Genomic DNA, 11,796 nt, shown 5'->3' on the forward strand with positions numbered 1-11,796 from the left:
ACTTAAGTACGCAAGTTGCTAACGCGCCGTCGTACGCGAAATTTAGGAGTAGAAATGGCTGATCCGGCACGCGCTGCCAAGTTGGCGCAGCGGATTAAGGTTGTTGTTGCTGAGGCACTGGGCCGGCGGATCAAGGATCCTCGGGTCGAGGGCATCACTATTACCGATGCCCGCGTCACCAACGATCTTCAGCACGCCACCGTGTACTACACCGTCTTCGGCGACGAAGCCGCTCATTCTGATGCCGTTCGGGCGTTGGAGAAGGCCAAGGGTGTTTTGCGCCAGGAAGTGGGCCGTAACATCACCGTGCGGCTGACTCCCACCTTGGAATTCGTTGCCGACCTCATTCCGGTCAACGCCTCGAACCTTGAGGAGCTGTTGCGCACCGCCAAGCAGCGCGACGCCGAGGTGGCCGCGCTGGCCGCCGGAGCCAAGCACGCAGGCGATGCTGACCCGTACAAGAGCGATGCCCCGCAAGATGCGGACATCGACGAAGACGACTTTGATGAAGAAGACATCGACCTCCGTGCCGATGAAGACATCGACGAAGACGGCGGCAAGTAGTCCAGCGCTTCCCGGGTGGGACCGGTTCCGCAGCTCTTAGGGCTGCCGGATCCGGTCCTTCTTGTTTAAGCGGAATAGCCGGGCCAAATTGATGGGCCGTCGCTAAGATCGGAGCATGTCGGCGCACGATGCAGCTCAGAGTCCCGAAGATTACCTCGAACACGCCGTGCGGCTAGCGGTTCAGAACGTGGCCGACGGCGGCGGCCCTTTCGGCGCCGTCGTGGTCACCCCGGACGGACGGCTCCATGACGGCGTCAACCGGGTCACCCGCGACAACGACCCCACAGCGCACGCAGAAGTGGTGGCCATCCGGCGGGCGGCGTCGGAACTGGGAAGCTTCGATCTCAGCGGCTCGGTGCTCTATTCAAGCTGCGAACCGTGCCCTTTGTGCCTCTCGGCTGCCCTATGGGGCAGGGTAAGCCGGGTCTACTTTGCCGCTGATCGGCACGGGGCCGCGGCCGCTGGCTTCGACGATGCCGTGTTCTACGAATACTTCGACGGCAACAGGCCTGAACTGCTGCCCGTCCAACACGCGGAGGTCGCCGCATCGGAGGCTCCCTTCGATGCGTGGCGCGGGCACAAGAACCGGACCAAATACTGAGGTTCACGGCCTTGCCGGAAGCCGCCCGACGCCGTCGAGCAGTTGCTGGTGGTCACCGCACAACGCGATCCTGATCCACCCCTCGCCGATGGAACCGAACGCGGTGCCCGGCGCCACGGCCACTCCAGAGTCCGCCAGGAAGGTGCGCACCCAAGCACGCACGTCCCCGCCGCTTACATGCGAGACGTCCGCCCAGAGATAGAAAGCCCCCTGCGCGCCCAAGAAGGGAATGCGCTTTTCCGCGAGCATTGCCGAGGCGGCGTCGCGGTTTGAACGGTAATGCTCCCGAGCGGTGTCCACATAGTCCTGCGGCCCGGTCAGCGCCGCGACTGCCGCGTACTGGGAAGGCGAAGCCACGCAGGAAACGATCGCTTCCATGACGTTGTTCATCTTCGGTTCCAGGCCCGGCGGGCAAATGAGCGCCCCGATCCGCAGCCCTGTCAGCCCGTACGTTTTGGACAAAGTCAGGGACGTGAAGACGCGCGCCTCCCCGGGAACGGTGCTGTCGAAGCGGGCGGGACTCGTGTGCGGAACGTCGAAGGTGAAGGCTTCGTAGCATTCATCCGAAATGATCCACAGATCGTGTTTGACGGCCAATTCCACGAGCTGGCGTGTTGTTTCCTCGCAGATTACCGCGCCCAGGGGATTGGACGGCGAATTCAGGACCAACACCTTGGTACGGGGAGTGATCAGTGCCTCGATGTCCGCGATGCGGGGTTGGAATTCGTGCTCGGGATAGAGCGGGTACCGCACCGGGACGGCGTGCAGCAAATGGCTTGTCATGGCAAAAGTGGGGTAGCCCGGATTGGGAATCAGGATCTCGTCGCCGGGGGAGAGGAGCAGGCTCATCGCGAAGTGCAGTCCCTGCTGGGCCCCGTCGACGACGTACACACGCTCCGCCCCGAGATCCACCTTGTTGTGGGCACGGAACCGGTCGGCGAAGGCCTCCCGCAGCGCCGGGATCCCGGCATTGGGGGTGTAGTTGGTCTCGTCCCTGTCCAGGCAGGCGATCCCCGCGTCCAGGATGTGCCGGGGGAGCGCGAAGCCGGGCTCGCCGATGCTGAGGACAATTGCCCCGGGGGTGCTCCAGGCGGCCTCGGTAATTTCGCGGATCTGGTTGACGGGCACTTCGCGGACGTGTGCGGCAAGCTCATGCATGGGAGCCATCTTAGCCGCGCTCCCGGACCGTTCAGGGAAGCAGCGGGCCGCAGGATGCATGCCTCGGCGCGGATATACTGGGAGGCGTGCTTTCTGGACTGGTAATCGTTGACAAGCCGCAAGGATGGACCAGCCACGATGTGGTTGGACGGATGCGGCGACTGGCCGGTACCCGGAAAGTGGGCCATGCAGGGACCCTGGATCCCATGGCCACCGGGGTCCTCGTGCTTGGCATCAACAAGGCCACGAGACTGTTGACCTACATCGTCGGCACCTCCAAGACGTACTCCGCCACCATCCGGCTCGGTGAATCAACCATCACGGACGATGCCGAAGGCGACATCACCGAAAGCCGCAGCGCCGCCGAAGTCACCGAGGAAGCCATCCGTGCCGGCGTCGCGCAGCTCAGCGGCGAGATCCAGCAGGTTCCCAGCAGCGTCAGCGCCATCAAGGTCAACGGCGAACGGTCCTACGCGCGCGTCCGTTCGGGTCAAGAGGTCAAGCTCGCCGCCCGGCCGGTGACCATCCACCGTTTTGAGATCCACGCCATCCGGAGGGTCGACGACGGCAGGGTCGTAGACGTCGATGTGACTGTCGAGTGCTCCTCGGGCACCTACATCCGCGCGCTGGCGCGCGACCTTGGCGAGGCTCTCGGCGTCGGCGGCCATCTCACGGTGCTGCGCCGCACCCAAGTGGGGCCGTACTCCCTGGAGCAGGCCCGCACCCTCGAACAGCTTGCCGAGGAACTGGAAGTCCTCGACATGTCCGCCGCCGCCCGCGCGCTCATGCCCAACCGGGAGTTGAGCGACGCCGAAACCACCGAGATCTCCTTTGGCCGCAGGATCGCCGCGGGACCCGCTGCCGGCACGGCCGACGCAGCCACCGCCGAGAATCCAGCTGCTGCGTTCTCGCCATCAGGGGAGCTCGTGGCGTTGTTGGCCGATGCGGGGAGTTTCGCCAAGCCCGTCCTGGTGTTCGCGCCTGACAACGAAAAGCAGGCACACTAGCCATGGACGGATACTTTTACGCTGTCCTTGTAGTGGGCCTGCTGTCCACCATCATTTGCGTCGTGGCGGGCATCATGAAGAAGGCCCCCAACGACGTCACCATACTGTCCGTTGCCGCCGTCGAACTCGTCCTGTTGGTCTACCTGGTGGGATCGATCATCCGCGTCGCGATGGGTGAAAAGATCGCGGGGGAGCCCTGGGAATTCTGGGGCTACATCATCACGGCGCTCATCCTCCCCGTCGTCGCGGTGTACTGGTCCATCCTGGAACGGACCCGTTGGAGCAATTTCGTCATGGGCGCCGTGGGCGTCACCGCATTGGTCATGGCGGCCCGCATGAACCAGATCTGGTACTGACATTGGAAGAAGCACACGAAGTGACTGTTGAAACCACCGGGAAGAAGAACCAGGACACCCGCAATACCGGGCCCGGGAGGCTATTGATTGCGGTCTACGCAGTCTTTGCTATCTCGGCGACGGCCCGTGCCGGCTACCAGATCCTGACCAAGTTCTCGGATGCTCCCTTGGCCCACATCCTCTCGGCCTTCGCCGCTGTGGTGTATATCGTGGCCACGGTCTCCCTCGCGAAGCCGGGCCGCACGTGGTTCAAGGTATCCCTGGCGGCCGTCCTTGTTGAGATGGTCGGAGTGGTGGTGGTTGGCGCTATCAGCCTTTTCGATCCTGTGGCTTTCCCGCACGACACCGTGTGGTCCTTGTTCGGACGCGGATACGGCTTTGTGCCGTTGATCCTGCCGGTCCTGGGCCTGTTGTGGCTCTACCGTCGGCGCCCGGCACGGCTCCCGCACTAGAAATCGGGGCTCCGCCACCCGGGCATGCCAGCCTTGGGATAGCGGGTAACCTTAGAGAATTCCGGCGCCGGACCAGGCGCCCGGGCATAGCGAATACCAGCAGTAAAAGGCGAGGTTGATGGTCCACATCTGGAACGATCCCACCGAGGTCCCCGAGGATTTCGGTCCCAGCGTCGTTACCATCGGCAACTTTGACGGCGTCCATCGCGGACACCAGCAGGTGCTGACGCAGCTTCTGCGCACCGCGGGGGAGCACGGCGCGCGGTCCGTCGTCGTGACGTTCGATCCCCACCCGGCCTTGGTCCACCGGCCCGGCTCCGCACCGGAGCTCCTCATGGGCTTGCAGGACAAGCTCGATGCCCTGGCCGACACGGGCGTGGATGCCGTCCTCGTCATGAAGTACAACCTCACGCTTGCAGCCATGACGCCCGAGGAATTCGTCGTCAACGTCCTGCTCGACGGGCTTCACGCGGCACACGTTGTTGTGGGCCACGATCTCCGTTTCGGCGTGGGAAATTCCGGCGACGTCGGCACCATGCAGGAATTGGGCAAGAAACTCGGATTCGGCGTCCACGTGGTCAACGAATTCGGGGCGGAAGGCTTTCCCGTACACGACGACGGCGGCACGGACCGTCGCTGTTCCTCCACTTGGGTGCGCGAGGCCCTCGCCGAGGGCGACGTCGAGACCGCGGCTGCCGTCCTCGGCCGCCCGCACAGGATGCGCGGCGAAGTGGTCCACGGCGCCGCGCGGGGACGCGCCCTGGGCTTTCCCACGGCGAACCTGGACCACGGCGCCACGGGCTACGTCCCCGCGGATGGAATCTATGCCGGCTGGCTCGTGGACGAATCCGGAACCCGTTGGCCCGCCGCGATTTCGGTCGGTTCCAACCCCACGTTCGACGGCGTGAGCCGGCAGGTGGAAGCCCACGTGATCGACCGCCCGGAGGAGGAAGTGGAGGACTTCAACCTCTACGGCCAGACCGTCGTGGTGGAATTCACTTCGAGGCTGCGGGGCATGGTGGCCTACCGCGGACCCGAGGCCCTCGTAGAGCAGATGCGCCTGGACGTCGCCCAGGCCCACGATCTCCTGCTGGACAAGTAGCCCCGCGCCGTGAGCGTTGAGAAGAACACCCGGCCACTCGACGAAGGCATCGTCAAGGACTTCAGCTCACGCATGAGTTACGGCTCCTACCTGCAGCTGCCCTTGCTGCTCAGCGCCCAGCAACCTGTCAGCCAGCCGGAGCACCATGACGAACTCCTGTTCATCATCCAGCACCAAACCACCGAGCTCTGGCTGAAGCTCGTCCTGCACGAGCTCCGGAGTGCGGCCACCTGGCTGCGCCAGGACGACCTCGGCTCCGCGCTCAAGGCCATCGCACGGGTCAAGCACATCCAGAAGACGCTCACCGAGCAATGGTCGGTGCTCGCCACGCTCACCCCTACCGAGTACTCCCAGTTCCGCGGCTTCCTGGGCAATGCGTCCGGGTTCCAGTCGAGCCAGTACCGCGCCGTCGAGTTCATCCTGGGCAACAAGAACGCGAAGATGTTGCCGGTGTTCGAATCGGATCCGGAGTCCAGAACCATGCTGGAGGAGCTCTTGAACGCTCCGAGCATCTACGACGAATTCCTGGCCTACCTGGACCGGCACGGCTACGCCGTCCCACGCTCCGTCCTGGACCGGGACGTGACGCAGGCCCACGAGTTCACCCCTGGGCTCTTGCCCCTTTTCAAGCACATCTACGAAAATGCCGCAGACAACTGGCCGGCTTACGAAGCCTGCGAGGAACTGGTGGACCTGGAAGACAACTTCCAATTGTGGCGCTTCCGGCACCTCCGTACGGTGCAGCGGACCATCGGCATGAAGACGGGAACCGGAGGTTCAAGCGGCGTTTCCTTCCTGAAGAAGGCGCTCGATTTGACGTTCTTCCCTGAGCTTTTCGCAGTCCGGACCGAGATCGGGCAGTGAGTGGCGCTCCTCTTTGAGGAGGGTCACACGGCAGCTTTCGACAAGATTGCCGGGCTGCCGGTAAACTGAGGGATGGATCCGGCTGCAGTCCGTGGCGGCTGGACCTGTTTTGTGTGCGGTCATTGGCACATCACAACCCGGCAGCGAGGCGCTGAATCGGGACGCACGGCACAACTCTAGGAGTTCACGTGGCACTTGAAGCCGCTGTTAAGCAGTCCATCATCGAGGCATACGCAACGTCCAAGGGCGACACTGGTTCGCCGGAGGTCCAGATTGCAGTCCTGACTCAGCGGATCAAGGATCTGACTGAGCACATGAAGGAGCACAAGCACGACTTCCACACCCAGCGCGGTCTGCTGGCTATGGTTGGTCGTCGCAAGCGCATGCTGGGCTACCTCAAGAAGACTGACATTGCCCGCTACCGTGCGCTCATCGAGCGCCTCGGCCTGCGCCGCTAGTTTGACTTCGGGCGGCCCGATCCTCCGCGGACCGGGCCGCCTTTTCTCCATAACTAAATCCAACACTTAACAGGAGTTCAACCGCATCGCGCATTCGCGGTCCTCGGTAGTGATCCCCGGGAACAGCCTTCTGTGATGAAGGCGCAGCCCGTGGGTCTCGATCGATGACCGGGTGTCGTACAGGCCAGGAACAGACGCTGGCCTGGGTCGATGCGGGAGGACTTCCGCTAAACAAGAAACGGAGGTGACTCTCAATGGAGGGTCCCGAAATCCAGTTCTCAGAAGCCATCATCGACAACGGCCGCTTCGGCAAGCGTGTTATCCGCTTCGAAACCGGCCGCCTCGCCAAGCAGGCAGCCGGCGCCGCGATGGTCTACATCGACCAAGACACCGCGCTGCTGTCCGCAACCACCGCAGGCAAGTCCCCGCGTGAAGGCTTCGACTTCTTCCCGCTGACCGTCGACGTCGAAGAGCGCATGTACGCCGCCGGCCGCATCCCGGGCTCGTTCTTCCGCCGTGAAGGCCGCCCGTCCACTGAGGCTATCCTCGCTTGCCGCCTCATGGACCGCCCGCTGCGCCCCGCGTTCGTCAAGGGCCTGCGCAACGAGGTCCAGATCGTCGTCACCGTCCTGGCGATCAACCCGGACGAGCTCTACGACGTCGTTGCCATCAACGCCTCGTCGATGTCCACCCAGCTCTCCGGCCTCCCGTTCTCCGGCCCGATCGGCGGCGTCCGCGTTGCCCTCGTCGCCGACGAACAGGGTTCGCAGTGGGTTGCTTTCCCGAAGCACTCCCAGCTCGAAAACGCCGTCTTCAACATGGTTGTCGCCGGACGTGTTGTGTCGGGTCCCGACGGGGACGACGTCGCCATCATGATGGTTGAAGCCGAAGCCACGGACAACTCCTGGAACCTCATCAAGGAACAGGGCGCCACCGCACCCACCGAAGAAGTTGTTTCCGAGGGCCTCGAAGCTGCCAAGCCTTTCATCAAGGCGCTGTGCGAAGCCCAGGCCGACCTGGCTGCCCGCGCTGCCAAGCCGACGGTTGAGTTCCCGATCTTCCTGGACTACCAGGACGACGTTTACGCCGCGGTTGAAGCCTCCGCCGCCGAAAAGCTTGCCGCTGTCTTCCAGATCGCCGACAAGCAGGACCGCGACAACGCCTCCGACGAACTCAAGGACGAAGTCCTCAGTGCCCTCGCCGGCGAGTTCGAGGGCCGCGAGAAGGAACTCTCCGCAGCCTTCCGCTCCCTGACCAAGCAGGTTGTGCGCCAGCGCATCCTCAAGGACCAGATCCGCATCGATGGCCGTGGCCTGACGGACATCCGCCAGCTGACTGCCGAGGTAGAGGTCCTGCCCCGCGTTCACGGTTCCGCCATCTTCGAACGTGGCGAAACCCAGATCATGGGTGTCACCACGCTGAACATGCTGAAGATGGAACAGCAGATCGACTCGCTGTCTCCCGTCACGCGCAAGCGCTACATGCACAACTACAACTTCCCGCCGTACTCCACGGGCGAGACCGGCCGCGTCGGCTCCCCGAAGCGCCGCGAAATCGGCCACGGCGCCCTTGCAGAGCGCGCCATCATGCCGGTGCTGCCGTCCCGCGAGGAATTCCCGTACGCCATCCGCCAGGTGTCCGAGGCCCTCAGCTCCAACGGTTCGACGTCGATGGGTTCCGTTTGTGCCTCCACGCTGTCCCTGCTCAATGCAGGTGTGCCGCTGAAGGCCGCTGTTGCCGGTATCGCCATGGGCCTGGTTTCCGACCAGGTTGACGGCCAGACCCGCTACGCCGCCCTGACCGACATCCTCGGCGCCGAAGACGCTTTCGGCGACATGGACTTCAAGGTTGCCGGTACTTCCGAGTTCGTCACCGCCATCCAGCTCGACACCAAGCTCGACGGCATCCCGGCATCGGTCCTGGCTGCAGCCCTGAAGCAGGCCCGCGAAGCCCGCCTGCACATCCTGGACGTCATCAACGCCGCCATCGACACTCCGGACGAGCTCTCCGAGTTCGCACCGCGCGTGATCGCCGTCAACATCCCCGTTGACAAGATCGGTGAGGTCATCGGCCCCAAGGGCAAGATGATCAACCAGATCCAGGAAGACACCGGCGCCGACATCTCCATCGAGGACGACGGCACCGTCTACATCGGCGCTACCAACGGTCCGTCTGCAGAAGCAGCCCGCGCCGCGATCAACGCCATCGCCAACCCGCAGATCCCGGAAATCGGTGAGCGTTACCTGGGCACGGTCGTCAAGACCACCACCTTCGGTGCGTTCGTTTCCCTGACCCCGGGCAAGGACGGCCTGCTGCACATCTCGGAGCTGCGCAAGCTGGCCAGCGGCAAGCGCGTGGACAACGTCGACGACGTCGTCTCCGTGGGCCAGAAGATCCAGGTCGAGATCACCAAGATCGACGACCGCGGCAAGCTCTCCCTCTCCCCGGTTGTGGCCGAGGAAGAAGGCGCCGCCTCTGAAGAAGCTCCCGCCGAAGAGGCTGAAGTTTCCGCCGAGTAGCCTGAACCGGCAAACACGCGGCAGGACCGGTGGACATGTCCACCGGTCCTGCCCGGTTTAACAATGAATTCCCGTCCCGGGGGCGATGCGCCCGCTGGTACGATTGCAGCCAGATTTGGCACCCGTGATTTCCCGCAGAACTGAAAGGTCTTGATGACTGTCGTACCCCTCCCATTGGCGCAGACCGTGCCCGGCGGCGAATTGATCCATGGCGCCGAAGGCGGCTCCGTTGTCCGGCGCTCAGTGCTTCCGGGAGGCGTCCGGGTGCTCACCGAGGCCATGCCCGGGCAGCGTTCGGCAACCATCGGATTCTGGGTGGGAGTCGGTTCCCGGGACGAGGCAGACGGCCAGCACGGCTCCACCCACTTCCTGGAGCATCTCCTGTTCAAAGGCACCAGGAAGCGCACCGCCCTTGAGATCGCGTCCGCTTTCGACGAGGTCGGCGGTGAATCGAATGCGGCCACGGCAAAGGAAAGCACCTGCTACTTCGCCCGGGTACTGGACACGGACCTCCCCATGGCCATCGACGTCATTGCCGACATGATCACTGGCGCCGTGCTCGATCCTGCGGAACTTGAACAGGAACGCGACGTGATCCTTGAGGAAATCGCCATGGACAGCGATGACCCCACCGACGTCGCACATGAAAACTTCGTGGCCGCGGTACTCGGCGTGCATCCGCTGGGACGCCCGATCGGTGGCACCCCTGCCGCCATCAAGGCCGTGTCCCGCGATTCCGTGTGGGCACATTACCAGCGCTACTACCGGCCGGACGAAATCGTCATCACCGCAGCCGGCGGCCTGGACCACGACGTCGTTTGCCGCCTCGTGGTCGATGCCTTGCGGACGGCCGGGTGGGAGCTGAAGGACACCGCTGCCCCCGTCGAGCGCCGCTCCACCGAGCGGGCGGATATCACGGGCACCGCAGGGCTGCATGTGATCAAGCGTCCCGTGGAGCAGGCCAACATCATCATGGGCTGCCCTTCGATCGTGGCTACAGACGATCGGCGCTTCGTGATGAGCGTCCTGAACGCGGTCCTTGGCGGTGGCATGTCTTCGCGTCTCTTCCAGGAGATCCGCGAAAAGCGAGGCCTCGTTTATTCCACCTATTCCTTTGCTTCCGCCTACGCGGACGCAGGCTACTTCGGCATGTACGCCGGCTGCACGCCGTCGAAGGTCAAGCAGGTTCTGGAACTCCTGGGCGCCGAACTAGACAAGCTCGCTGCCGACGGAATCACCGACGAAGAACTGCGCAAGGCCGTGGGCCAATTGTGCGGCGGAATCGTCCTGGCCCTTGAAGACACCGGATCCCGGATGTCCCGCCTTGGCCGCGCCGAACTCGTTTCCGGCGAATTCCAGGACATCGATGAAACGCTGGCCCGCATCAAGGCCGTCACAGCCGACCAGGTCCAGGAACTCGCCCGGGTGCTCGCCGAAGCCCCCCGCACCGTGACCGTCGTCGGGCCCTTCGAGGAAACCGAGACGTTCGGCCTCTGAACCGATGTCCGGTGTGGGGAAGGCTGGACGCGCCTGCTCGATCGGGAACATGATGGTGACGTATCCACCGTCTTGCGCAGGAGTCGCCATGAACGAGCCATTGAAGAGTCATGCACATACTGCGCTGGAGGCATTCCTGGGGCATTGGCGGGGGAGCACCGAGCTCTCGGCGTCGCCCTGGGGACCTGCCCGGACCGCCGACGCCGAGGTGACCTTCTCGCGCGCGGCAGGGGGTTACGCCTTGGTGCAGAGCTACCGGCACATTGAGCCCGACGGCACCCATTTCGAGGGGCACGGTGTCTTCACCGTTGACCCGGACCACGGGGACACCTTGTGGTACTACGTGGACAGCATGGGCAGGCCCCCGGAAGCTCCGGCCCGGGGTCACTGGGAAGACGGCACACTGAGGCTGGAACGGCGCAGCCCCCGCGGGACGGCGCGGCACACTTTCAAGGTGGACGGCGGCGTGCTGACCCATATGGCGGAGCTGAGGCTCGGGGATGCCCCGACGTTCAGCCCGTTCATGGTCTCTGTCTGCAGGCGTGTCTAAGGCTCACGTCCAGCAGGCACATCACTCAGAGGACCCTGGCCTCCATCGACTCGACTATCCGCGCATCTGGCATCCCGTCGAGCGAGGCCGGCCTTCCTGGTCCACTCCACACCTTTATCCGCAAGGTGTTCAGCATTGATTCAGCTTGCTCCCGTTCGGCGAAATCAAGCTCAATCAGGACCCGCTGCGAATCGTCCACAAGCCTGGAGACCCGGTAGGAGATAACGCCGGAGCCGGCGCGATCCGCCGGATCCGAGTCGAACGACCGCTTCCATGCGCCGAAGTCGTTCACAGCGTGTTCGATCAGGAGGGTGTACATGGCTGTTCCTTTGCTGTTTCGCGGATAGGCACAGCGTAGGCTCCTTGGACCCGGGGAACCACCCCTCGGCCGTGGCTGGCTCAGCCGCCGGCAAACGGCGGGAGGACGTCGACGACGTCGTCCGCACCGAGAGGCGCCGATCGGTCGCGGACCGCTACCTCATTGCGCAGGAAGCTGCTGCGCGAAATGATCCGGGCCAGGGGCGGTGTTCCAGCCGGTGGTTCGGGACGTTCGACGGCGAGCACGGCCGCGATCAGCCCGTCCAGGCCGGTCCCTTCAGGAAGATCGTGGTGTTCTTCTTCGACGCCCGCCGCGGCGCGCGCGGCAGCGAAGTATCGTACGAGCAAAG

At 64.1% G+C, this 11,796-nt stretch carries 14 protein-coding genes; 11 read left to right on the forward strand and 3 right to left on the reverse strand.

The annotated features are described in order from the left end of the window. The first annotated feature begins 54 nt into the window (after positions 1 to 54). Both rbfA and ABEA18_RS12870 read left to right on the forward strand, forming a co-directional pair. The gene (rbfA, locus tag ABEA18_RS12865) at positions 55 to 564 is read left to right on the forward strand and encodes a 30S ribosome-binding factor RbfA (RefSeq protein ID WP_236816645.1); all 510 of its coding nucleotides are present in this window, start codon (positions 55 to 57) and stop codon (positions 562 to 564) included. Between the two features lie 115 nt (positions 565 to 679). Continuing rightward, on the forward strand, positions 680 to 1,165 hold the full coding sequence (locus ABEA18_RS12870) for a nucleoside deaminase (RefSeq protein WP_345449785.1): 486 nt from the start codon (positions 680 to 682) through the stop codon (positions 1,163 to 1,165). 3 nt (positions 1,166 to 1,168) lie between these two features. On the opposite strand, the gene ABEA18_RS12875 is transcribed toward ABEA18_RS12870, so the two are convergent. Then, entirely contained in the window at positions 1,169 to 2,323 is a 1,155-nt protein-coding gene (locus ABEA18_RS12875; protein ID WP_345449786.1) for a pyridoxal phosphate-dependent aminotransferase, read from the reverse strand. Positions 2,324 to 2,409: 86 nt separating this feature from the next. On the opposite strand from ABEA18_RS12875, the gene truB reads away from it, so the two are divergent. The 9 genes from truB to ABEA18_RS12920 all read left to right on the forward strand — a co-directional run bounded on the left by truB (position 2,410) and on the right by ABEA18_RS12920 (position 11,128). Then, positions 2,410 to 3,330, forward strand: a complete 921-nt coding sequence (gene truB / locus ABEA18_RS12880; protein WP_345449787.1) for a tRNA pseudouridine(55) synthase TruB — start codon at positions 2,410 to 2,412, stop codon at positions 3,328 to 3,330. Positions 3,331 to 3,332: 2 nt separating this feature from the next. Beyond that, a complete protein-coding gene (locus ABEA18_RS12885) occupies positions 3,333 to 3,686 on the forward strand; it encodes a hypothetical protein (RefSeq protein ID WP_234753100.1) in 354 nt (117 codons plus the stop codon). A 2-nt stretch (positions 3,687 to 3,688) separates the two neighbouring features. Next, entirely contained in the window at positions 3,689 to 4,138 is a 450-nt protein-coding gene (locus tag ABEA18_RS12890) for a hypothetical protein (protein ID WP_425550522.1), read from the forward strand. 118 nt (positions 4,139 to 4,256) lie between these two features. Then, on the forward strand, positions 4,257 to 5,240 hold the full coding sequence (locus tag ABEA18_RS12895) for a bifunctional riboflavin kinase/FAD synthetase (protein WP_345449789.1): 984 nt from the start codon (positions 4,257 to 4,259) through the stop codon (positions 5,238 to 5,240). Between the two features lie 9 nt (positions 5,241 to 5,249). Next, positions 5,250 to 6,104 carry a tryptophan 2,3-dioxygenase gene (kynA, locus tag ABEA18_RS12900; RefSeq protein WP_345449790.1) on the forward strand — a complete coding sequence of 285 codons (855 nt, stop codon included), beginning with the start codon at positions 5,250 to 5,252 and terminating at the stop codon, positions 6,102 to 6,104. A gap of 188 nt (positions 6,105 to 6,292) precedes the next feature. Further along, a complete protein-coding gene (gene rpsO, locus ABEA18_RS12905) occupies positions 6,293 to 6,562 on the forward strand; it encodes a 30S ribosomal protein S15 (RefSeq protein ID WP_028266602.1) in 270 nt (89 codons plus the stop codon). Positions 6,563 to 6,816: 254 nt separating this feature from the next. Then, positions 6,817 to 9,081, forward strand: coding sequence for a polyribonucleotide nucleotidyltransferase (locus ABEA18_RS12910; protein ID WP_345449791.1), 2,265 nt, complete (start codon positions 6,817 to 6,819; stop codon positions 9,079 to 9,081). 153 nt (positions 9,082 to 9,234) lie between these two features. Continuing rightward, a complete protein-coding gene (locus ABEA18_RS12915) occupies positions 9,235 to 10,578 on the forward strand; it encodes a M16 family metallopeptidase (protein ID WP_345449792.1) in 1,344 nt (447 codons plus the stop codon). A gap of 88 nt (positions 10,579 to 10,666) precedes the next feature. Then, complete coding sequence (locus ABEA18_RS12920) at positions 10,667 to 11,128, forward strand: DUF1579 family protein (RefSeq protein WP_345449793.1); 462 nt, start codon at positions 10,667 to 10,669, stop codon at positions 11,126 to 11,128. Between the two features lie 25 nt (positions 11,129 to 11,153). Here ABEA18_RS12920 and ABEA18_RS12925 read toward each other — a convergent pair whose 3' ends face one another. Continuing rightward, positions 11,154 to 11,447 carry a hypothetical protein gene (locus tag ABEA18_RS12925; protein WP_345449794.1) on the reverse strand — a complete coding sequence of 98 codons (294 nt, stop codon included), beginning with the start codon at positions 11,445 to 11,447 and terminating at the stop codon, positions 11,154 to 11,156. An 80-nt stretch (positions 11,448 to 11,527) separates the two neighbouring features. Further along, positions 11,528 to 11,794, reverse strand: a complete 267-nt coding sequence (locus ABEA18_RS12930; RefSeq protein WP_345449795.1) for a MoaD/ThiS family protein — start codon at positions 11,792 to 11,794, stop codon at positions 11,528 to 11,530. Positions 11,795 to 11,796: the final 2 nt, after the last annotated feature.

Source organism: Arthrobacter gyeryongensis (genome assembly GCF_039543785.1).
In the GTDB taxonomy this organism is placed as follows: Bacteria; Actinomycetota; Actinomycetes; order Actinomycetales; family Micrococcaceae; genus Arthrobacter; species Arthrobacter gyeryongensis.